Annotated in this window: 21 protein-coding genes; 12 read left to right on the top strand and 9 right to left on the bottom strand. The window is 60.2% G+C overall.

Annotated features, from left to right (window positions below):
• Positions 1 to 171 precede the first annotated feature (171 nt).
• The gene (locus CS390_RS19440; RefSeq protein ID WP_099775645.1) at positions 172 to 639 is read left to right on the top strand and encodes a hypothetical protein; all 468 of its coding nucleotides are present in this window, start codon (positions 172 to 174) and stop codon (positions 637 to 639) included.
• 55 nt (positions 640 to 694) lie between these two features.
• Here the strand turns inward: CS390_RS19440 and CS390_RS19435 are convergent, their stop codons facing one another.
• Positions 695 to 1,813 carry an enoyl-CoA hydratase/isomerase family protein gene (locus CS390_RS19435; RefSeq protein WP_099775644.1) on the bottom strand — a complete coding sequence of 373 codons (1,119 nt, stop codon included), beginning with the start codon at positions 1,811 to 1,813 and terminating at the stop codon, positions 695 to 697.
• Between the two features lie 129 nt (positions 1,814 to 1,942).
• On the opposite strand from CS390_RS19435, the gene ung reads away from it, so the two are divergent.
• Entirely contained in the window at positions 1,943 to 2,635 is a 693-nt protein-coding gene (ung, locus tag CS390_RS19430) for a uracil-DNA glycosylase (RefSeq protein WP_065761116.1), read from the top strand.
• A 61-nt stretch (positions 2,636 to 2,696) separates the two neighbouring features.
• Here ung and CS390_RS19425 read toward each other — a convergent pair whose 3' ends face one another.
• The 5 genes from CS390_RS19425 to CS390_RS19405 all read right to left on the bottom strand — a co-directional run bounded on the left by CS390_RS19425 (position 2,697) and on the right by CS390_RS19405 (position 8,094).
• Entirely contained in the window at positions 2,697 to 3,728 is a 1,032-nt protein-coding gene (locus tag CS390_RS19425) for an AbrB family transcriptional regulator (RefSeq protein ID WP_099775643.1), read from the bottom strand.
• Positions 3,721 to 5,235, bottom strand: a complete 1,515-nt coding sequence (locus CS390_RS19420; RefSeq protein ID WP_065761114.1) for a tripartite tricarboxylate transporter permease — start codon at positions 5,233 to 5,235, stop codon at positions 3,721 to 3,723. The genes CS390_RS19425 and CS390_RS19420 overlap by 8 nt, the downstream gene beginning before the upstream one ends.
• 1 nt (position 5,236) lies before the next feature.
• The gene (locus CS390_RS19415; RefSeq protein WP_099775642.1) at positions 5,237 to 5,695 is read right to left on the bottom strand and encodes a tripartite tricarboxylate transporter TctB family protein; all 459 of its coding nucleotides are present in this window, start codon (positions 5,693 to 5,695) and stop codon (positions 5,237 to 5,239) included.
• A 95-nt stretch (positions 5,696 to 5,790) separates the two neighbouring features.
• Positions 5,791 to 6,771, bottom strand: coding sequence for a tripartite tricarboxylate transporter substrate binding protein (locus CS390_RS19410; protein ID WP_099775641.1), 981 nt, complete (start codon positions 6,769 to 6,771; stop codon positions 5,791 to 5,793).
• Between the two features lie 33 nt (positions 6,772 to 6,804).
• The gene (locus CS390_RS19405) at positions 6,805 to 8,094 is read right to left on the bottom strand and encodes an OprD family porin (RefSeq protein WP_099775640.1); all 1,290 of its coding nucleotides are present in this window, start codon (positions 8,092 to 8,094) and stop codon (positions 6,805 to 6,807) included.
• A 212-nt stretch (positions 8,095 to 8,306) separates the two neighbouring features.
• Between CS390_RS19405 and CS390_RS19400 the strand changes: the two genes are divergently transcribed.
• Entirely contained in the window at positions 8,307 to 8,978 is a 672-nt protein-coding gene (locus CS390_RS19400; RefSeq protein ID WP_065761110.1) for a response regulator, read from the top strand.
• The gene (locus CS390_RS19395) at positions 8,971 to 10,350 is read left to right on the top strand and encodes a sensor histidine kinase (RefSeq protein ID WP_099775639.1); all 1,380 of its coding nucleotides are present in this window, start codon (positions 8,971 to 8,973) and stop codon (positions 10,348 to 10,350) included. The genes CS390_RS19400 and CS390_RS19395 overlap by 8 nt, the downstream gene beginning before the upstream one ends.
• Here CS390_RS19395 and CS390_RS19390 read toward each other — a convergent pair.
• Both CS390_RS19390 and CS390_RS19385 read right to left on the bottom strand, forming a co-directional pair.
• Entirely contained in the window at positions 10,347 to 11,156 is an 810-nt protein-coding gene (locus tag CS390_RS19390) for an HDOD domain-containing protein (RefSeq protein ID WP_065761108.1), read from the bottom strand. The two genes, CS390_RS19395 and CS390_RS19390, sit on opposite strands and share 4 nt — an antisense overlap.
• A 61-nt stretch (positions 11,157 to 11,217) precedes the next feature.
• Positions 11,218 to 12,159: a folate-binding protein YgfZ gene (locus CS390_RS19385; RefSeq protein WP_099775638.1), complete on the bottom strand. Its 942-nt coding sequence runs from the start codon at positions 12,157 to 12,159 to the stop codon at positions 11,218 to 11,220.
• A 134-nt stretch (positions 12,160 to 12,293) separates the two neighbouring features.
• On the opposite strand from CS390_RS19385, the gene CS390_RS19380 reads away from it, so the two are divergent.
• Together CS390_RS19380 and CS390_RS19375 are read left to right on the top strand one after the other, a co-directional pair.
• Complete coding sequence (locus CS390_RS19380) at positions 12,294 to 12,548, top strand: succinate dehydrogenase assembly factor 2 (RefSeq protein WP_065761106.1); 255 nt, start codon at positions 12,294 to 12,296, stop codon at positions 12,546 to 12,548.
• Complete coding sequence (locus CS390_RS19375) at positions 12,532 to 12,984, top strand: protein YgfX (RefSeq protein WP_099775637.1); 453 nt, start codon at positions 12,532 to 12,534, stop codon at positions 12,982 to 12,984. Before CS390_RS19380 ends, CS390_RS19375 begins: the two co-directional genes overlap by 17 nt.
• Here the strand turns inward: CS390_RS19375 and nadB are convergent.
• On the bottom strand, positions 12,953 to 14,569 hold the full coding sequence (gene nadB / locus CS390_RS19370) for an L-aspartate oxidase (protein ID WP_099775636.1): 1,617 nt from the start codon (positions 14,567 to 14,569) through the stop codon (positions 12,953 to 12,955). The genes CS390_RS19375 and nadB overlap by 32 nt on opposite strands.
• Before the next feature lie 483 nt (positions 14,570 to 15,052).
• On the opposite strand from nadB, the gene rpoE reads away from it, so the two are divergent.
• From rpoE to lepB, 6 genes are all read left to right on the top strand, one after another.
• The gene (rpoE, locus tag CS390_RS19365) at positions 15,053 to 15,634 is read left to right on the top strand and encodes an RNA polymerase sigma factor RpoE (RefSeq protein ID WP_099775635.1); all 582 of its coding nucleotides are present in this window, start codon (positions 15,053 to 15,055) and stop codon (positions 15,632 to 15,634) included.
• Between the two features lie 31 nt (positions 15,635 to 15,665).
• A complete protein-coding gene (locus tag CS390_RS19360; RefSeq protein WP_099775634.1) occupies positions 15,666 to 16,253 on the top strand; it encodes an RseA family anti-sigma factor in 588 nt (195 codons plus the stop codon).
• A gap of 12 nt (positions 16,254 to 16,265) precedes the next feature.
• The gene (locus CS390_RS19355) at positions 16,266 to 17,231 is read left to right on the top strand and encodes a MucB/RseB C-terminal domain-containing protein (RefSeq protein WP_099775633.1); all 966 of its coding nucleotides are present in this window, start codon (positions 16,266 to 16,268) and stop codon (positions 17,229 to 17,231) included.
• 300 nt (positions 17,232 to 17,531) lie between these two features.
• Positions 17,532 to 18,911 (top strand): DegQ family serine endoprotease, encoded by a 1,380-nt coding sequence (locus tag CS390_RS19350; protein ID WP_371918272.1) that lies wholly within the window; start codon positions 17,532 to 17,534, stop codon positions 18,909 to 18,911.
• Between the two features lie 222 nt (positions 18,912 to 19,133).
• Positions 19,134 to 20,933: a translation elongation factor 4 gene (gene lepA, locus CS390_RS19345; RefSeq protein ID WP_065759356.1), complete on the top strand. Its 1,800-nt coding sequence runs from the start codon at positions 19,134 to 19,136 to the stop codon at positions 20,931 to 20,933.
• A 5-nt stretch (positions 20,934 to 20,938) separates the two neighbouring features.
• Positions 20,939 to 21,793, top strand: a complete 855-nt coding sequence (lepB, locus tag CS390_RS19340) for a signal peptidase I (RefSeq protein WP_065759355.1) — start codon at positions 20,939 to 20,941, stop codon at positions 21,791 to 21,793.
• Positions 21,794 to 21,911: the final 118 nt, after the last annotated feature.

Here is a 21,911-nt window from a genome sequence, read left to right as displayed (position 1 = left end):
GTCTTGAAGAAAAATAACTGGATGATTTTTAAGGTTATAAGCCTTGTATCAAATTATTTCATCTACGGCACTGGGCGCGCTTTTGCGTGTCTGATGTTGTGCCGGCCGATGACTATCGATCGGCGCCGACCAGCGTCGCTGGATGGCAGCTTAGCGGTCCAGGAGGCCGCCATGTATCGCCGACTTTTGCTGATTGTAGTGTTGGGTTCATTAATGGTTGCGTGCGTACCTTATGGAGACCATGGCTACTACCGCAATGACGTGTACACCGTAGATCGTTACTCCTACCGGGACTACGACCGGCCTTCCTACTCGTATGGGCGAGGCTACTATGTGGTGCCTCAGCAGCGTTATTACGCGCCTGCGCCACGTTACTACCGAGCCGCCCCCGAGTCTTACTACAACAACCGTTATCAGGGGCGTGGTTATGACGCCCGTTACCGTCATGACAACCATGGCTACCGGGATGCGCCTCGCCGGGACCGTGATGGCGGCCGTGGTTATGACCGCAATTATGGCCGTGGTCATGAGCATGACCGTGGTCGGGCTTATGGTCGCGGTCAGGAGCACGGTCGTGGCCAGGATTACGGTCGTGGACACGACCGCGATGGCAGATCGGATCGCAACTGGAACCGCTGACACCTGCTAGCACCCCGGAAGGCATCGCCTTGCGCGGGCTGGCCTGCTACAGCACCTACGTGAGTGGCTGTGTGAGGTCTGCCAGCGGATGGCGACCTTCCCATGCCTTGTTGAAATGCGCCTCTACCACTGCTGCGGGTACATGGCTGATGTCTGGCCAATGCCAGTGTGGCTTCTGGTCTTTGTCGATCAGGCGCGCGCGCACCCCTTCGGCGAATTCCGGGTGGCGACAGCAGTTCAGGCTGATGGTGTATTCCATCTGGAACACTTGAGCCAATGACAGGTGCCGTGCACGAGCAATCTGTTGCCAGACCAGCAGCGCGGTGAGTGGGCAGCCCTCAAGCATCGTCTGTGCGGCACGGTCGAGCAGGGTGTCGGGTTGATGCCGTAGCTGGGCGATGGCGCGCCAGGCGCAGACCGGATCACCGACATCAAGCAGGTTGTCCAGATGCTGGCGGCGGGGCAACCACTGCGCGGCTGGCAGAGCAGGCAGGGCTTCCTGTTGCAGGGCTTTTAACAGGCTATTCAGTTGCAGGGCCGTCTGTTCCTGCCAGTTCAGTTGCAGCAGGCCTTCTATCAGGCTTTCCTGCTGATCCGGGGTCATGAAGCGGTCGGCCAAGCCCAGGTCCAGTGCATCGTGGGCGTTGATCGGTGCGCCGGTCAGGCCCAGAAAAAGGCCCAACCTGCCGGGCAGGCGCGAGAGGAACCAACTGCCGCCGACGTCCGGGTACAAGCCAATACTGATTTCCGGCATGGCCAGGCGGCTGTTTGGGGTGACGATGCGCACGCCGGCCGCTTGCAGCAGGCCCATGCCTCCACCCAACACATGGCCGTGGCCCCAGCACAATAGCGGTTTGGGGTAGGTGTGCAGGCAGTAGTCCAGGCGATATTCGGCGGCAAAGAAATGAGCGGCCATCGGCGGTACTTCACCGGGCCGATCAAGGCAGGCCTGGGCCAGGCTGCGTACCTCGCCGCCAGCACAGAACGCCTTGTCGCCGTTACCACGCAGCAGTACGCAGGCAATGCGCGAGTCTTCAGCCCAGGCCTGCAGGTGCGTGTACAGCGCCTGGACCATCGGAAGTGACAACGCATTGAGTGACTGCGGTGCGTTCAGGCTGGCGATACCAATGCCTGCACCGTCAACACCGGTCAATACTTCAAACGCCACGCTCATGGGGAGGCCTCGACAGGTTTATCCCGAAAGTATGGTCGCTGATGGTGATCGTGCCGGTCGTCGGTCGGATCGATTGACAAGCACGAGCGGGTTTCCTAGTGTCCGCCCCATTGTTTTCTGGATGACACCATGACCGACGACGACCGTATCAAACTCGAACCCAGCTGGAAGCAGGCCTTGCGCAGCGAGTTCGACCAGCCCTACATGCAGGAGCTGAAAGACTTTCTGCGCCAGGAACATGCTGCAGGCAAAGAGATCTACCCGCCAGGGCCGATGATTTTCAATGCGCTGAATTCCACGCCGCTGGATAAAGTCAAAGTGGTGATTCTCGGCCAAGACCCGTACCACGGCCCCGGTCAGGCCCATGGTCTGTGTTTTTCGGTGCAACCAGGTACGCCTACACCGCCGTCGTTGCTGAACATTTACAAAGAACTGCAGCGCGACCTGAACATCGACATTGCCAACCATGGCTGCCTGCAGCACTGGGCTGAACAAGGCGTGTTGCTGCTCAATACCACCATGACTGTCGAGCGAGGCAATGCGGCGTCCCATGCCAACAAGGGCTGGCAGCACTTCACCGACCGGATTATTGAAGTGGTGAGTGAGCAGCAGCCAAACCTGGTTTTCCTGCTGTGGGGCGCGCATGCGCAAAGCAAACGCAAATTGATTGATGCCACCAAGCATCTGGTCCTGACGTCGGTGCATCCATCGCCGTTGTCGGCTTACCGTGGTTTTCTCGGATGTGGCCATTTCAGCCAGACCAATCGCTTCCTCGAGCAGCGTGGCCTGGCGCCTATCGATTGGCGCCTGCCGCCTGCGTAAATGAAGCACCTTCTGTGGGCTGCGCAAACCGCTTGGTTCTTCGGCTTGCGCAAGCGGCAGGTTATTCGCTGTGCCGGGTCCAGTGGTGAAACAAGGGCTCGGCCAGAAACAATACAAACAGCAGGCGCATGACCTGCAACGCCGTTACCAGCGGCACTGACAGTTGCAGGGTTTCGGCGGTCAGGCTCATTTCCGCGATGCCGCCCGGCATCATGCCCAGGGTCAGTGAGCGCAGATCGAGGTGGGTGGCGAGGCTCAAGGCCCAGGCGGCTAGCCCCGCGATCAGCATGCTCAACGAGGTGGCAATCAGTGTTCGCCCAAGAAAGGACGGCGCGCGGCGGAAGAACGCTCGGTTGAAGTGACAGCCCAGGCCGCTGCCAATCAGCCATTGGCCGATCTGGCTGGCGCCGTCTGGCAAGCCGATCTGCAGGTTCCAGCCAATGCTGACACTGGCGGCGACCAGCAATGGGCCGAACAACCAGGGGTTGGGCTGGCGCAGCCGTTGCCATGCCCAGGCCGTTAGCCCGCCCAACGGGATCACCACGACCAGCCAGCGCCAATCGACGTTGCCGGCATGCAGCAGCGGTGCACCGTCGCCGAGCAGGAACTTGAAGGCGGCAGGTACGCACAGCACGACCACCAGCACCCGCAGGCTTTGCGCCGCTGCGACGTGGCTTAGGAACGCGCCATTACGCGCCCCCAGGTTGACCATCTCCCCTGAGCCACCCGGCATGCTTGAGAAGAATGCCGTGGCTCGATCCTCACCGGTTCGACGCAACAGCCAGACCCCGACCACGCTGGACAAGCTGGTAAGCAATGCACCGAAGAAGATCAGGCCAAAGTGGCTCGCCACCTGCTCGACCACCGCTGGGGTGAAGTGCAGGCCGATGCCGACACCGATGATCCATTGTCCGCCTTTACGGCCGCCGGGGATTTCCTTCAGTTGCCAGGGTGTCAGGCAGCGCACCAGGATGACGGCGAGCAGCGAGCCGACCATCCAGGGCAATGGCCAGCCGACCTGGCTGGCGAGAAAGCCGCCTGCCAGGCCGACCAGTGCGGTTGCCCACCAGCCTTGTGGTGCTGAATCAGGCATCGGCCAGGGCACGTCGCTGCACGCTGCGTTTACGCCAGATACGCAGCAGTGGCAGTACCAGCATGAACGCAGTCAGTACCCATACCGACAGGCTGATCGGGCTGGCCCAGAGGATGTCCAGCGCACCGTTGGAAATCGACAGGGCCCGGCGCAGGTTCTGTTCCATCAAACCACCAAGGATGAAACCGAGCAGGATTGGCGACAGCGGGAAGTCGAGCTTGCGCAGGATGTAGCCGAAGATGCCGATGCCGATCATCAGGAACAGGTCGAAGGTGGTGGCGTGGACGGCATAGACACCAATGGCGGTAATGATCGCGATCACCGGCACCAGCGCCCAGTTCGGCACGGCGAGAATACGGGTGAACAGGCGAATCATCGGGATGTTCAGAATCACCAGCATGATGTTGGCGACGAACAGCGATGCGATCAGGCCCCAGACGATATCGGGTTGTTGTTCGAACAGCAGTGGCCCCGGGGTGATGTTGTACAGGGTCAGGGCGCCGATCATCACGGCGGTAGTGCCCGAGCCCGGCACGCCGAGGGTCAGCATCGGTACCAGAGCGCCGCAGCAGGATGCACCAATCGCCGTTTCTGGCGCAGCCAGGCCGCGTTTGTCACCTTTGCCGAACGTGCCGCTGGCGCCCGCGATACGTTTTTCGGTCATGTAGGCCACGGCGCTGGCCAGCGTTGCGCCTGCACCCGGCAGCACGCCCATGATGAAACCGAGCAAGCCGCAGCGAATGTTCACCACGAACACTGATGCCGCTTCCTTGAGGTTGAACAGCATGCGTCCGGTGGCTTTTACGGCTTCGTGGCCGTGGTGGGTTTTTTCCAGCAGCAGGAGAATCTCGCTGATGGAGAACAGGCCCAATACCAGGACGACGAACTGGATACCGTCGGCCATGTGCACGCTGTCGCCGGTGAAGCGGTACACACCACTGTTGGCATCAATCCCGACACTGGACAGGAACAGGCCGATCAAGGCGGCGATAAAGGTTTTCAACGGCCTGTCCCCGGCCATACCACCGAGGCAGACGATGGCAAAGACCATGAGCACGAAGTACTCGGCAGGGCCGAAGGCTATCGCCCATTTGGCCAGTAACGGCGCGAACAGCACCATGCCGCAGGTGGCGATCAGGGCGCCGATGAACGAGCTCCAGGCCGACAGCGACAAGGCCACGCCGGCCAAGCCCTGACGCGCCATCGGGTAACCGTCGAGGGTGGTCATGACCGTGGAGGCTTCGCCCGGGATGTTGAGCAGGATCGAACTGATCCGCCCACCGTACTCGCAGCCCAGGTACACCGCTGCCAGCAGGATCAGCGCCGACTCTGGCGGCAGGCCCAGGGCAAAGGCAATGGGGATCAACAGGGCGACGCCGTTGATCGGGCCCAGGCCCGGCAGCAAGCCGACCACGGTGCCGATCAGGGTACCGGCCAGGGCGGTGACCAGGTTGTAGGGGCTCAGGGCGACGCCGAAGCCTTGGCCCAGATAGCTGAGGGTATCCATGTCAATTCTCCAGAATGTCGAGCAGGCCAAGGGGCAGCGGCACATCCATCACCCGGTCGAACAACAGGTACAGGGCAATGCTCATCACGCCGATGATGGCGGCGCTGGGCAGCCAGCGACCGCCGTACAGGCGTGCCATCGGTACTCCGATCAGGATGCTGCTGAGGATGAAGCCCAGCGGTTCAAAGGTGGCTGCGAAGACCAGTAACAGCAGTACACAGACGCCGATCTTGTTCAGCGTGGCGCGGTCCAGCGCCGGTTCATCGTCGCTGTGCACGATGGGGGTGGGGCGAAACAGCAGGTACAGCAGTGCTGCGCTCATCAGGCCGAGCATCAGCAGGGGATAGGCGCGGGGGCCGACCGGCTCGTAGGAAAAGGCGGCCTGGTAGGGCCAGGCCATGACGGCCAAGGCGGCGCATGCCGCCAACAAAACGAAGGCGAAGAGTCGTTGCAGGATCATGGTGAATCCTCTTTGGGGCAGGGGATCGCCGGCGAGGCTGACGCCTACGGGGCGGTGTAGGTGCCTTGCCAGCGATAGGCTTCTGGATAAGCGAGTTACTGAACCAGGCCGAATTCCTTGGCCAGGGCCTTGTAGTCCGCCACCTGTTTCTTCACGTAGGTGTCCAGTTCATTGCCCGTCAGGGCGAAGGGGAAGAGTTCGCGCTGATCACGCAATTTGGCGAAGTCTTCAGAGGCCAGCAGTTTGTCGAAGGCATCTTTCCACCAGGCATATTCTTCGTCTGTGACCTTCGGCCCGAGGTAGAAGCCGCGCACTACTGGCCAGACAATGTCGTACCCCTGTTCCCTGGCGGTGGGGATGTCTTTCATTTCCGGCTCATCCAGGCGTTTCTCGGCAAACACCGCCAGCAGGCGCATGTTGCCGCTCTGGATGTGCGGCATGGAGTCGGAAATGTCGGTACTGCCCACTTGAATGTGCCCACCCAGCAGTGCCGTGGCGATTTCACCGCCGCCTTCCAGCGCCACATAACGCAGGTCCCGCGGGTTGATCCCGGCAGCCTTGGCGATCAGTGCGGTCTGCATCCAGTCCTGGCTGCCGACGGTACCGCCCGAGCCAATAACCACTTTGCTCGGGTCTTTCTTCAGTGCCGCGACCAGATCGTCGAGAGTCTTGTAGGGGGAGTCGCTCTTCACTGCAATGGCGCCATAGCTGGTGCCGACTGCCGCCAGCCAGCGTACGGCGTTTTCATCGAAGCGACCGAACTTGCCTTGGGCCAGGTTCAGCAGTGAGCCGCTGGACCAGGCAACCAGGGTGCCCGCATCGGCGGGGCGCTGGGCAACCACGGCGTTGTACGCCACGGCGCCGACACCGCCGGGCATGTAGGTCACGCGCATCGGTTTGGTGAGGATTTTTTCGTTGACCAGTGCGCTCTGTACCAGCTTGCAGGTCAGGTCGAAACCTCCACCGGGCGAAGCCGGGGCGATGCATTCGGGGCGTTTCGGTTCGCCAGCCAGGACATGGCCGGCCAGTAACAGGCAGCTAGTGGCAAGGGCAATACGGCGCAGGGAAAAGGTCATGGTCATTCTCCTCGGATATTATTGTTATTGGGCTTACCACAGCGCCACGTTGTAGCTCACCAGCAGCCGCACTTCGTCGGCGTCACGGGCGAACGACGAGCGGTAGGTCGCGTTGCGCAGGCGTACGGCGACGTTCTTGAACGTGCCGCTCTGGACGACGTACTTGAACTCGCTGTTGCGTTCCCACTCCTTGCCCTCGCCGCCGTTGGCCAGGCTGACATTGTCGCCGTTTATGTAGCGGCTCATGAAGGTCAGGCCAGGTATCCCCAGCTTGGCGAAGTCGTAGTCGTAGCGCACCTGCCATGAGCGCTCATCGGCACCGGCGAAGTCGTTGATCTGGACGAAGTTCACCAGGTACGGGTCGGAGCCGTCGACATACGGGAAGGCGCTGTCACCGGACATATGCTGGTAGGCGGCGCTGAGCTTGTGCCCGTTGAGGGCGTAGCTGAGCAGGCCATTGAGCGCGGTGTTGTCGATCTTGCCGCCACGGGCCTGGCCCTGGTCATCGCTGAAGGCCATGCGCAGGTCGGCGCCGAAGGTGCCTGGGCCCATCGGCTGGCTGGCGAGCATGCCGACGAAGTGCTGGCGGTACACATCGTCGAGTTGGGCGTAGTGGTAGCTGCCGGTGATCCGATCGGTGAGCCGGTAGTCCAGGCCCGCCATGTCGAAGTGGTTGCCGGCGACGGTGCCGAGAAAGCGACCGTTCTTGTTGTTGAGGGCGATATCTTCCTTGTTGGTGTCGTCGCGGTCCTTGGCCTTTTCCAGGCGACCGCCCGTAAAGGTCAGGTTCTTGATTTCCTTGGAGGTCAGCAGGCCGCCCTCGAAGGTTTGCGGCAGGATGCGCCCGTCATTGGGCTGCAGGGTCGGCAGCTCGGGGATCAGCGTACCGAGCTTCAGTTCGGTGGCGGAGATCTTCACCTTGCCGGTCAGGCCCAGCTTGGAGTACTCGTCGGCGGCATAGCCATTGTCGTGGGTCGGCAGCAGGCCGGTGCCGGTACGGTCGGGGCTTGAGTCGAGCTTGATGCCCAGCATGCCCAGGGCGTCGATGCCGAAGCCAACGGTCCCTTCGGTGTAACCTGACTCCAGGTTGAGCATGAAGCCCTGGGCCCATTCGTCGCGTTTGGATTGCTGGGCGCTGGTGCCGTCGCGAAAGTCACGGTTGAAGTACATGTTGCGGGTTTCAAAGCTGGCACTGCTGTCTTCGATGAAAGCGGCCTGGCTCAGCGGTGCAACGCCAGCAAGGGCGAGTGCGCTGGCAATAGCGGTAGGGCGGGTACGCAAATGACGGGTAGGCGCGAACGCCTGCAGCTGCTTCGACAGCATGGTGGATCACTCCGTTATTGTTCTTATTAGCGCGAGCCTTGAGGTTCGCTTATCGGCTTCCAGAGAGGGCCGTGAAGGGATGCTATGAGGTGAAGCTTTCACTAACCTTTCAATGCACTTTCATTGCGACGATGGCTTCACAGTGGTTGTCTCGGCTGTACACTCCGCGCCATTGACCGCGCCATTGACCGCGACGTAACCGGGGAAAAACGATGCGTGTTCTGCTCGTCGAAGACCATCTGCAACTGGCCGAAAGCGTGGCTCAGGCACTCAAGGGCATCGGCTTGACCGTCGATATGCTGCACGATGGCGTGTCCGCCGACCTGGCCCTGGCCAGTGAGGAATATGCGGTGGCCGTGCTTGATGTCGGCTTGCCGCGCATGGATGGCTTTGAAGTACTGGCGCGCCTGCGCGCACGCGGCAAGAACGTGCCGGTGCTGATGCTGACTGCGCGAAGTGACGTCAAGGATCGGGTGCACGGCCTGAACCTGGGCGCCGACGATTACCTGGCCAAGCCGTTTGAACTGAGTGAGCTTGAAGCGCGGGTGAAGGCGTTGTTGCGCCGTACGGTGTTGGGAGGGGAGCGCCAGCAGCGCTGCGGGCCACTGGTCTATGACCTTGATACCCGGCGCTTCACTTTGGGTGATGAGTTGCTGACACTGACCTCCCGCGAGCAGGCAGTGCTTGAAGCGTTGATCGCTCGCCCTGGGCGGGTGATGAGCAAGGAGCAGCTGGCGGCGCAGGTGTTCGGTCTGGATGAGGAAGCCAGCGCTGATGCCATCGAAATCTACGTGCATCGCCTGCGCAAGAAACTCGATGGTCAGCCAGTGGCGATCGTTACCTTCCGGGGGCTCGGCTACCTGCTTGAGCACCGCGATGCGTGACTCAGGAAGCCTTCGCGGGCGGCTGCTGTGGAACCTGGCGCTGCTGCTGGTGGTGTTGATGGTGGCCAGCGGCCTGAGCGCCTATTGGAACGGTCGAGAGGCTGCCGACACCGCTTACGACCGTACACTGCTGGCCTCGGCGCGGACCATTGCGGCTGGGCTGTCCCAGCGCGACGGTACCTTGAGCGCCGATGTGCCTTATGTAGCGTTGGACACCTTTGCTTATGACAGCGCCGGACGTATTTACTACCAGGTCAACGATATTAATCAGCGTTTGATCTCCGGCTACGAAAACCTGCCGCCACCACCACCGGGTACGCCGCGCACTGACGACTACCCGGCGCTGGCGCGTTTCTACGATGCCCAGTACCTGGGGCAGGACGTACGCGTGGTCAGCCTGCTCAAGGCGGTGAGCGAGCCGAACATGAACGGCATGGCCGAAATTCGTGTTGCCGAAACCGAAGAGGCGCGGGTACGCATGGCCCGCAGCCTGATGGCCGACACCTTGCTGCGGCTAGGGATGCTGGCGATTGGTGCGTTGTTTCTGGTGTGGTTTGCGGTGAGTGCCGCGCTGCGTCCGCTGGGGCGTTTGCGCCGAGCGGTAGAGGAGCGTCAGCCGGACGACCTGCGACCGCTGCCGCAGGTGCAGGTGCAACGAGAGCTTGGGCCTCTGGTGCGCGCCTTGAACCACTTCACTGAGCGCCTGCGCGGGCAGTTTGAGCGTCAGGCACAGTTCATTGCCGAGGCGGCCCATGAACTGCGTACACCGCTGGCAGCGTTGAAAGCGAGGGTCGAGTTGGGGTTGCGCACACAGGAGCCGCAGGTGTGGCGTGACACTCTCGAGGCAACCGCCCAAAGTACTGACAAACTGACCCATCTGGCCAATCAGTTGCTGTCGCTGGCGCGGGTGGAGAATGGTGCCCGGGCAATTGCCGAAGGCGGGGCGCAGTTACTCGACCTCAGTCAGTTGGCGCGTGAGTTGGGGATGGCCATGGCGCCATTGGCTCATGCCCGTGGTGTGGCGCTGGCGCTCGAGGCGCCGGAACCGGTGCAGTTACGTGGCGAACCAACCTTGCTCAGCGAGTTGCTGAGCAATCTGTTGGACAACGCCTTGGCCCATACCCCGCCCGGTGGCAACGTGATCCTGAGGGTCATGGCGCCGGGTGTTCTTGAGGTGGAAGATGATGGGCCGGGAATCCCGGCGGCGGAGCGCGAGCGGGTCTTCGAGCGGTTCTACCGGCGTGGCGCACAGGGTACCGGCCTGGGGCTGGCCATCGTGGGTGAAATTTGCCGTGCACACCTTGCCCAGATCAGCCTGCACGATGGTGAAGGTGGTGGCTTGAGGGTGCGCGTCAGCTTCACCCCGGGCTAGCGGAACATGTGCCGAGCGCTGAGCAGGTCGCTGCTCAGCAGGGGTGTGTTGGCCGGCAACTTCAGGTGCGCGTAGGCCGGCAGCGAGGCGAGGGGACGCTCGCGTCCGCTGGTATCGCTGATGGCGCGAGCAATCTGAACGATATCGACGTAATCGATCTGCTGGGTTCGGCGGTCGAGGTCCTGGGTCAGGCTTGGCAGTTTTGCCAGTTGCTCAGGGAACTCCCAGACACTGAGGATCTTGTCGCCCAGCGAGGGATGAATCTGCTCGATGATGTGGTTCAGGCATACCGGATCGGACAGCAGTTCGTTGTGTTCTTCGGCGTAGGTTAGGATGGGCAGCACGCCGATTTGGTGAACCAGGCCGGCGAGGGCGCCCTGATCAGGCTTGAGGTTGGTGAAACGTAGGCAGATTTCATAGCTGATACCTGCAATCTCCAGGCTTTTTGCCCAGATTTCGCGCATTTTCTGCTCGACGGCTTCTGAGCGCGCATGGAAGATCTGCTCGATCACCAGGCCGATAGCAAGGTTACAGCTGTAGTTGATGCCCAGGCGCGTGATGGCTGCTTGCAAGTCGGTGACTTCGCAGGCTGCGCGCAGTAGTGGGCTGTTGACCACCTTGATCAGGCGCGCCGAAAGGGCGGCGTCGCGGCGGATCACTTTGCTCAGGGTGCTGACGCTGATCTCGCTGTCTTCGGCCGCTTCGCGAATACTCAGGGCCACCTCCGGCAGGGTCGGCAGCACCAGGTCGTCGTTGTCGATGGCGGTCAGCAATTGTGCTTCGACCATCTTTGCCAGCGTGTTCATTGTGATTCTCTACCGCATTCAATGAGGGCCCTGACGTACTGTGCGGCAGGGCGGGGCTGGCTCAACGCTGGATTTCGCGGTCGCGATCCAGCTCATAAGGTAACGACAGCAATTGCAGGCTCGGGCCTTCCAGGCTACCCAGGTGCAGGTTGCCGTCTTCTGCTGCGTCGGCCTGGAGCACAGCCAGCAGTTCGCAGCCGTGTTCGCTGCGGGCCGCCAGCACCACCTCGCCAACGGACGAGGCGTGTACCGGAGAAAACAGTGCGCTGCCCGGCTCTGGAAGTGGGCCGTCGATTAGGGCCAGACGGTACAGTCGGCGCTTGAGCTTGCCCAGGTACTGCATGCGCGCGACGATTTCCTGGCCGGTGTAGCAGCCCTTCTTGAAGCTGACACCGCCTACCGCTTGCAGGTTGATCATCTGCGGGATGAACAGCTCGCGGGTCTGCGCCATGACCTGGCCAATACCGGCGCGCACCTGGCCAAGCAGCCAGTCGTTCAGCTCGCCTGCTGCCAGGTGGGCAGCCAGGTGGCTGCGTACCTGGTCGGCATTCGCCGCCGGGCACCAGAGTTCAATGCGGCCTTCCGAGACGGCAATTGCCATCAGCCCATCATGCACAACGAATTCGTCGGGCTTGGCTGGCGCCGTGATGCCAAGCCCTTGCAGCGCCTGTTCAGCATGGCTCAGGCCGAAGCGAACCCAGGCGGCGCTTTCGTCGGTGAGCTTGGCTTTGGAGAACACGGCGTACTTCTTGAGGTCCGCCAGTTGTGGCTCGATCAGCTCGCTGGCCATGGCCAACACATAGCCGTCAGCCTGCGGCAGGATGCGGAAGCTCGACTGCATGCGGCCCTTCTGCATGCAGCGGGCACCCAGGCTGGAGGTGTGTTCATTGAGGTAATTGATGTTGCAGGTCAGTTGACCTTGCAGGAACTTGCCGGCGTCCGAGCCGCGGACGGCGAGGACGCCCTCATGAGACAAGGTGCAGAAAAAAGCGGAATCGGCCATGGGTCATCGCAGGGTGATAAGACTGGGGCTCATCATAGAGCGCCGTCGGAAAAATAGGTAGGTGAACTAGACCAATGCCTTGTGCCTGGCCTTGCCTACCCTTGTATACTGGCCGCCTATTTGAGGAGGGCTCCATGGTCGAACAATCTGAACTCAACCGGCTCTTTTGGCACAGCCGCCGTGGCATGCTCGAGCTGGATGTGCTGCTGGTACCTTTTACCCAGGAAGTCTATGCGACCCTGAGCGAAGCGGACCGCGAGTGCTACCGCAACCTGCTGGCTTGCGAAGATCAGGACATGTTCGGTTGGTTCATGGAACGTACCGAGTCCGAAGACCCTGAGCTGCAGCGCATGGTTCGCATGATCCTGGACCGTGTCCAGCCCAAGTGACCGCTTCGAATGTCGCTGGCAAGCCTCTCGGGGGTTGCTGGCGGCCTACCTGTTCGGCCAGCTGTCGGCGCTGCTTGCCCTGACCCTGCTGGACCTTCCCGTTGTCGTGCGCTTACTCGGGGCTGCCCTGTGCCTGTTGCATGGCGCCTGGGTGTTGCCGCGGCATATCGTATTGACTCATCCCCGTGCGTTCACCCGGTTGCGTAGAGACGCCCAGGGCTGGCATCTGTGGAGCCCTGCGCAGGGCTGGCAGTCGGTGCAGTTGTGTCGTGACAGCCTGGCGTTGCCTGGCCTGGTACTGCTGCGCTTCAGGCGCGCTGGGCGACGCTGGACGGAAAGCCTGTGCATTCCCTTCGACGCGCTGGAGCCGGTGCAGCACCGGCGCCTGCGCGTGCGGTTGAAGTTCAGTCGGCGTAGGTGGGCGGCAGCAGAATAGTGTCGCGGGCCTCTTTCAGCATCTGTGGGTAGTCCAGCGTGTAATGCAGCCCGCGACTTTCCTTGCGTTGCATGGCTGAACGTATCATCAGTTCCGCGACCTGGGCCAGGTTGCGCAGCTCGATCAGGTCGCGGCTGACCTTGTAGTTGCTGTAGAACTCGTCGATTTCGTCGAGCAGCAGGCGTACCCGGTGTTCGGCACGCTGCAAGCGCTTGTTGGTGCGCACGATGCCGACATAGTCCCACATGAATCGCCGCAGTTCGTCCCAGTTGTGCGCAATGATCACGTCTTCGTCCGAGTCGGTGACCTGGCTGGCATCCCAGCATGGCAATGTTGCGGGCATGCTTACCTGGTCCAGCTTGCTGATGATGTCGGCAGCAGCGGAGCGCCCATACACGAAGCACTCAAGCAGCGAGTTACTGGCCATGCGGTTGGCACCGTGCAGGCCGGTGAAGCTGGTCTCGCCAATGGCATAGAGGCCGGGCACATCAGTATGGCCCTGTTCGTCGACCACTACGCCGCCGCAGGTGTAATGAGCGGCCGGCACTACCGGGATTGCCTGGGTGGTGATGTCGATGCCAAAGGTCAGGCAGCGTTCGTAAACGGTCGGGAAGTGGCTTTTGACGAATTCGGCGGGCTTGTGGCTGATGTCCAGGTAGACACAGTCTGCCCCGAGGCGCTTCATCTCGTGGTCGATGGCGCGGGCGACGATGTCCCGTGGTGCCAGTTCTGCGCGCGGATCGAAGCGCGGCATGAAACGCTCGCCGTTCGGCAGTTTGAGCAGTGCGCCTTCGCCGCGCAGTGCTTCGGTAATCAGGAAGCTCTTGGCCTGCGGGTGATACAGGCAGGTCGGGTGAAACTGGTTGAACTCCAGGTTGGCGACCCGGCAGCCTGCCCGCCAGGCCATGGCGATACCGTCGCCGCAGGCCCCGTCGGGGTTGCTGGTGTAGAGGTAGACCTTGGCGGCCCCTCCGGTAGCCAGTACGGTGAAGCGTGCGCCGTAGGTGTCGACTTCGCCTGTCGAGCGGTTGAGAACGTAGGCACCCAGGCAGCGCTCACCCTCCTGGCCCAGGCGCCGCTCGGTGATCAGGTCGACCGCAACCCGTTGCTCAAGCAGTTCGATGTTGGGACGCTGTCGAGCCTGGGCGAGCAGGGTGGTAAAGATCGCCGCGCCAGTGGCGTCGGCAGCATGAATGATGCGTCGATGACTGTGGCCACCCTCACGGGTCAAATGGAACTCAAAACTGCCGTCGTCGACGCTGGCATGTTCATCGCGCGTAAACGGTACGCCCTGGTCGATCAACCACTGGATGGCTTCTCGGCTGTGTTCGACCGTGAAGCGCACGGCATCTTCATGGCAAAGCCCGCCGCCTGCGTTGAGCGTGTCCTCGACATGAGACTGCACGGTATCGGTGTCGTCGAGTACGGCTGCTACACCACCTTGAGCCCAGAACGTTGAACCGTTGGCGAGCTCGCCTTTACTGAGAACGGCAATGCGCAAGTGCTCTGGCAAGGTGAGGGCCAGGCTCAGGCCGGCAGCGCCGCTGCCAATCACTAGGACGTCATGTTGAAACTGTTGGCTCATGTCTGGAACTTCCGCGCGGGGCGACCAAGAGGGCGTAGGTGCCCCCTAGTATATAAAGGGGGGGATCGGCACAATAGTCAGGCTTTTATGGCATTGTGAAACTATCGTGAATCGAAATGGGTAGTCTTTATAACAGCCCAATACCCGGTATTTCCATGCTATCTGCCGATTTTGCGTATGAGGTATCCCTGTCGGCAGCGGGAACTTTCCTTGAATTTCGGATATCCATAGAAGGCTGCCTGCATCACAGGACGCCGCGTCGATGGCAGCCGGGGCTTGTGTTAGCCGCTCTGCCCATGCCTTCGATGACCAGACTATCGACGCAGCCGGCGACGACCGTGCTGCGTTTTTTCGTGCGGGCTGACGACAGGCTGCAGGAAACTTGCTTGGAGGGGGAGAACTTTTGCGAAAAGCCCGAGTCTATGTTTGCAAGCCTGAGCGATGGCTGTTGCAGCACTCCTCCAGGTTCACCGAGGAGTATTCATGCTAACCCAGGAAGAGGATCAGCAACTTGTCGAGCGCGTACAGCGCGGCGACAGGCGAGCCTTCGATCTGTTGGTGCTGAAGTATCAGCACAAGATTCTCGGGTTGATCGTGCGTTTTGTGCACGACACCCATGAAGCCCAGGATGTGGCTCAGGAAGCGTTCATCAAGGCCTATCGGGCTCTGGGCAATTTTCGTGGTGACAGTGCGTTTTACACCTGGCTTTACCGCATTGCCATCAATACGGCAAAGAATTATCTGGTGTCGCGCGGTCGGCGGCCACCAGACAGCGATGTAAGTTCCGAGGATGCGGAATTTTACGACGGCGATCATGGCCTCAAGGATCTCGAGTCCCCAGAACGCTCGTTGTTGCGTGATGAGATCGAAGACACTGTTCATCGAACCATTCAGCAACTGCCAGAAGATTTGCGTACAGCGTTAACTTTGCGCGAATTCGAAGGTCTGAGTTACGAGGACATTGCAAGCGTCATGCAGTGTCCGGTGGGTACCGTGCGCTCCCGAATCTTCCGCGCTCGGGAGGCCATAGATAAAGCCCTGCAGCCCTTGTTGCAGGAAACCTGAGACAGCGGCGACAGCCAAGAGAGGAACCGCCATGAGTCGTGAAGCTTTGCAGGAATCGCTGTCCGCGGTAATGGATAACGAAGCGGACGAATTGGAATTGCGTCGGGTATTGAATGCCGTCGACGATTCTGAAGCCCGTGCAACCTGGTCGCGTTATCAGATTGCGCGTGCAGCCATGCACAAAGAGCTGTTGGTGCCGCAGCTGGACATCGCTGCTGCCGTGTCGGCAGCGCTGGCCGATGAAGCGACTCCGGTGAAGGCTGCCCCTCGGTCATGGCGTAGCCTGGGGCGTCTGGCGGTTGCTGCCTCGGTAACGGTTGCGGTATTGGCAGGCGTTCGGCTGTACAACCAAAATGAGATCACTGGCGCTCAACTGGCAGCCCAGCAGCCTCAGCAAGGCCTTTCTGTGCCACAAGTGCAGGGCCCTGCTGTTTTGGCAGGCTATAGTGAAAGTACCGATCAGCCAGGGCCGATGGCCAATGGTGTGCTCCAGGGGCAAGCAGGCTGGCAGGATCAACGTTTGCCAGGATACTTGCGTCAACATGCTCAGGAAGCAGCCCTGAAAGGCACTGAAAGCGCTTTGCCTTATGCCCGTGCGGCCAGCCTGGAAAATCGCTAAGTAAGGAGGATCATGCGCACGCTACCTCTCATACCGCTTTTGCTCGGTGTATGGTTGACGGGCCCTGCCTTAGCCGCCAATTCCTCCACTGAAGCTACTGACTGGCTCAGTCGTCTGGCAAAAGCCGAGCAACAGCAAAGCTATCAGGGTACTTTCGTTTACGAGCGTAACGGCAGTTTCTCCACTCACGAAGTCTGGCATCGCGTTCAGGATGGCAAGATCAGCGAGCGTTTGGTGCAGCTCGATGGGGCGGCTCAGGAGGTCGTGCGTGTTGACGGTATTACCCGCTGCGTGAGCGGAGCCTTGTTGGCGGAGGTGAGCAGTGTACCGGCCGTTCCTGGTCGTGTACTTGATCCGCTGAAACTGATGAACTGGTATGACCTGGGCATTGCCGGCCGTTCGCGTGTCGCCGGTCGCGACGTCACTATCGTTACCCTCAGCCCGCGTGACCAGCATCGTTATGCGTTTGAACTTCATCTGGATCGCGAAACCGGCTTGCCGCTCAAGTCATTGATGATCAATGACAAGGGGCAGTTACTGGAGCGTTTCCAGTTCACGCGCCTGGACACGACCAATGTTCCGAGCGACGCTCAGTTGCAGCCTGGCGATAACTGCAAGGCGGTTGCCCAGGCTTCTGAAGAGGCTGCACAGCGCGTGACAGGCTGGCGTTCAGACTGGTTGCCGCCAGGGTTTGAGCTGGTCAACAGCTCGATACGCCAAAGCCAGGACGGAAAAAGAACTGTCAGTAGCCTCATGTATGACGACGGGTTGGCGCGCTTCTCTGTGTTTGTCGAGCCTTCTGGCGAGGGTGGCGCTGTCGATACGCGTACCCAGCTTGGGCCGACCGTTGCAGTTTCGCGACGCTTGACGACGCCCAAAGGGGATATGGCGGTGACCGTTGTCGGTGAAATTCCGATCGGCACGGCTGAGCGCGTTGCACTGTCGATGCGGGCGCAAGATGCTCAGGCCAAGCAGTGATTGTCGTTTAAGAGGTGCACGGATGACAGGCACGCCGACCAGGGACAGACATGATTGGTAAGCTTTGCGGTTTGCAAAATCTGATGGAATTTTCTATAGGTCAGGCCTTTCGGGGTCTGGCCTTTTCTGCTGTTGCAGCATCAAGAATGCCTATGCATCCAGCCTGTTTGTCGCCTTCACGGGTGCCGCCGGGCTTCTTGCGTTCGCAGGTCCCTACTGCTTAACCACGCTTGTTGTGACGGGAGCCGTATGTCAATACCACGCTTGAAATCGTATCTAACGTTGTTCGCCGCCGTGCTGATGCTCGGTCAGGTGGTCACCGCGCAGGCCGAAGCCTTGCCGGACTTCACTACGCTGGTCGAGCAAGCTTCGCCGGCAGTGGTGAACATCAGTACCCGGCAAAAAATGCCGGATCGTCAGCTTGCCGGTGGGCAGATGCCAGACCTGGAAGGCTTGCCGCCGATGTTCCGTGAATTTTTTGAGCGCAACATGCCTCCAGCGCCCCGCTCGCCGCGTGGCGATCGCCAGCGCGAGGCGCAGTCGCTGGGCTCGGGGTTTATCATCTCCAGTGATGGCTACGTGCTGACCAACAATCACGTAGTGGCCGATGCCGATGAGATCATGGTCCGTCTGTCGGATCGCAGTGAGTTCCAGGCCAAAGTGGTGGGCACTGACCCGCGCACCGATGTTGCGCTCTTGAAAATCGATGGCAAGAACCTGCCAACCGTCAAGCTGGGCGATTCGGAGAAACTCAAGGTCGGTGAATGGGTGCTGGCTATCGGCTCGCCGTTCGGCTTCGATCATTCGGTGACCAAAGGTATTGTCAGTGCCAAGGGCCGTACACTGCCTAACGACACCTATGTGCCGTTCATTCAGACGGACGTGGCCATCAACCCGGGTAACTCCGGTGGCCCGCTGTTCAACATGAACGGTGAGGTGGTCGGGATCAACTCGCAGATCTTCACCCGTTCCGGTGGCTTCATGGGCCTGTCGTTCGCTATCCCGATCGATGTGGCGCTGGATGTCTCCAACCAACTGAAGAAAGACGGCAAGGTCAGTCGTGGCTGGCTGGGTGTGGTCATTCAGGAGGTCAACAAGGACCTCGCAGAGTCGTTTGGCCTGGATAAACCAGCCGGTGCGCTGGTGGCCCAGGTGCTTGAGGGTGGCCCGGCGGCCAAGGGTGGCCTGCAGGTGGGAGACGTTATCCTGAGCATGAATGGTCAGCCGATCATCATGTCCGCTGATCTGCCTCATTTGGTGGGTGGCCTGAAAGAAGGCGCCAAAGCCAGTCTGGAAGTGGTCCGTGAAGGCAAACGCCGTACGCTGGATGTCACCATCGGCGCACTGCCGGATGACGATCAGGAAATCGTAGCCAGTGCCAACGGTGGCATCGAGCGTAGCAGCAACCGCCTGGGCGTTTCCGTGGCGGACTTGAATGCCGAGCAGAAGAAAGCGCTGGAGCTGAAGGGCGGTGTGGTCATCAAGGAAGTTCAGGACGGCCCTGCTGCAATGATTGGCCTGCGTCCAGGTGATGTGATTACTCATCTGAACAACCAGGCGATCATTTCGGCCAAGAGCTTCACTGAAATTGCCAAGGACCTGCCGAAGAACCGTTCGGTGTCGATGCGTGTGCTGCGTCAGGGCCGTGCCAGTTTCATCACCTTCAAGCTGGCTGAATAAGCCGGGTTGATTGAAGAGGGCGGCCACGGCCGCCCTTTTTTGTGTCTTCTGATGAGCGCAGAGCACTCTGTAAGCGCCTGCTGTGGGGGAATCGTACAGTTGGCAGGGGATGTTCCTACGGCGCGAAATCGTTGTTCACGTGACGCCCACGCTGAGCATCAGGTACAATTCCCGGCTATTTTTCGGCGGGCCTCGTTCCGCAGCCTTTTTGAGTGTTGACCCGTGAGTGATTTGAGTCATATCCGCAATTTCTCCATCATCGCCCACATTGACCATGGCAAGTCGACGCTGGCCGACCGCTTCATTCAAATGTGCGGCGGCCTGTCCGCGCGTGAGATGGAAGCCCAGGTACTCGATTCCATGGACCTGGAGCGCGAGCGCGGGATCACCATCAAGGCTCACAGCGTCACCTTGCACTACAAGGCAAAGGACGGTGTCACCTACCAGTTGAACTTCATTGATACCCCAGGTCACGTTGACTTCACCTATGAAGTCAGCCGCTCGCTGGCCGCCTGTGAAGGTGCCTTGCTGGTGGTCGATGCTGGCCAGGGCGTCGAGGCTCAGTCGGTTGCCAACTGCTACACCGCCATCGAGCAAGGCCTTGAGGTCATGCCGGTCCTGAACAAGATGGACCTGCCCCAGGCCGACCCGGAGCGGGTCAAGGAAGAAATCGAGAAGATCATCGGTATCGACGCTACCGATGCCGTTGCCTGCAGCGCCAAGAGCGGCTTGGGTGTGGAAGAGGTGCTTGAGCGCCTGGTGCACACCATTCCTGCACCGACCGGTGATATCGAAGCGCCGCTGCAAGCCCTGATCATCGACTCCTGGTTCGACAACTACCTGGGCGTTGTGTCCCTGGTGCGTGTACGCCACGGTCGCGTGAAGAAAGGCGACAAGATTCTGGTCAAGTCCACCGGCAAGGTCCACCTGGTGGACAGCGTCGGTGTATTTACCCCGAAACATACCCAGACCGTCGACCTCAAGGCCGGTGAAGTGGGCTTCATCATTGCCAGCATCAAGGACATTCATGGTGCGCCAGTGGGCGACACCCTGACTCTGAGCTCAACCCCTGAGGTTGAGGTGCTGCCAGGTTTCAAACGGGTTCAGCCACAGGTTTATGCCGGTCTTTTCCCGGTCAGCTCCGATGATTTCGAAGATTTTCGTGATGCATTGCAGAAGCTGACCCTGAACGACTCGTCGTTGCAGTACTCGCCGGAAAGCTCCGACGCACTGGGCTTCGGCTTCCGTTGCGGCTTCCTCGGCATGCTGCACATGGAGATCATCCAGGAGCGCCTGGAGCGCGAATACGACCTGGACCTGATCACCACCGCGCCAAGCGTAATCTTCGAGGTCAAACTCAAGACGGGCGAAACGATCTACGTCGATAACCCATCGAAGCTGCCGGATATCTCTGCAGTCGAGGATTTCCGTGAGCCGATCGTGCAGGCGACCATCCTCGTGCCTCAAGAGCACCTGGGTAACGTCATTACCCTGTGCATCGAGAAGCGCGGCGTACAGCGCGACATGCAGTTCCTCGGTTCGCAAGTACAAGTGCGCTACGATCTGCCGATGAACGAAGTGGTTCTGGACTTCTTCGACCGCTTGAAGTCCACCAGCCGTGGTTATGCGTCGCTGGACTACCATTTCGACCGTTATCAGTCGGCGAATCTGGTAAAACTCGACGTGCTGATCAACGGCGACAAGGTCGATGCCCTGGCCCTGATCGTGCACCGTGACAATGCGCACTATAAAGGTCGCGCATTGACCGAGAAGATGAAGGAACTGATTCCTCGGCAGATGTTCGATGTGGCCATCCAGGCCGCCATTGGCGGGCAGATCGTCGCGCGAACCACTGTCAAGGCGCTCAGAAAGAACGTACTGGCTAAATGTTACGGTGGCGACGTGAGCCGTAAGCGCAAGCTGTTGGAAAAACAGAAGGCCGGTAAGAAACGCATGAAGCAGGTCGGCAACGTGGAAATTCCACAAGAAGCCTTCCTGGCCGTGCTCAGGTTGGATAGCTAGGTCCTATGTCGCTAAATTTCCCGCTGTTGTTAGTCATCGCCGTTGCCGTTTGCGGTCTGCTGGCCTTGCTTGATCTGCTGTTTCTGGCGCCACGCCGGCGGGCAGCGATCAGTAACTATCAGGGCAGCGTCAGCCAGCCTGATATGTCGGTACTTGAGCAGCTCAACAAGGAACCGCTGCTGGTTGAATACGGCAAGTCGTTCTTTCCGGTGCTGTTCATCGTGCTGGTGCTGCGCTCGTTCCTGGTAGAGCCGTTCCAGATCCCTTCGGGGTCGATGAAGCCGACCCTTGAAGTGGGCGATTTCATTCTGGTGAACAAGTTCTCCTATGGCATTCGTTTGCCGGTGATCGACAAGAAGGTCATTGAGGTTGGTGACCCTAAGCGGGGTGATGTAATGGTGTTCCGCTACCCGAGCGATCCGAACGTGAACTACATCAAGCGGGTGGTTGGCCTGCCAGGTGACCAGATCCGTTACACCAGCGACAAGAAGTTGTTCGTCAACGGTCAGCTGATTGCCGAGCAACTGGTGGGTACCGAGCCAGGCACCCTGGGCAGCGCCGAGCTGTACAAGGAAAAACTGGGCGAGGTGGAACACCTGATCCGTAAGGAAATGGGCCGCTACCGGATGCCGCCGGACCAACAGTGGGTAGTCCCGGCTGGGCACTATTTCATGATGGGCGACAACCGCGACAACTCCAACGACAGCCGATACTGGGATGACCCCAACATTCCAAAAGAGCTGCACGGCATGGTTCCGGACAAGAACATCGTCGGCAAGGCCTTCGCTGTCTGGATGAGTTGGCCAGAGCCGAAATTGAGTCACCTGCCGAGCCTTTCGCGGGTTGGGCTGATCAAGTAACACCTAAACGGCGCTGTCTTGGGACAGCGCCGAATGCTTTTCTGGCATAGGCTGTGTTCAGGGTGTCTGTGGATGTCCCCGAATCACTGGGTCGGAAGGGCATGAAGCCAAATAGTCT

This window comes from Pseudomonas sp. HLS-6 (assembly GCF_002753995.1).
GTDB lineage: Bacteria > Pseudomonadota > Gammaproteobacteria > Pseudomonadales > Pseudomonadaceae > Aquipseudomonas > Aquipseudomonas defluvii.
Note: the sequence above shows the minus strand (reverse complement) of the source record. Positions and strands in the feature narration are given on the sequence as shown.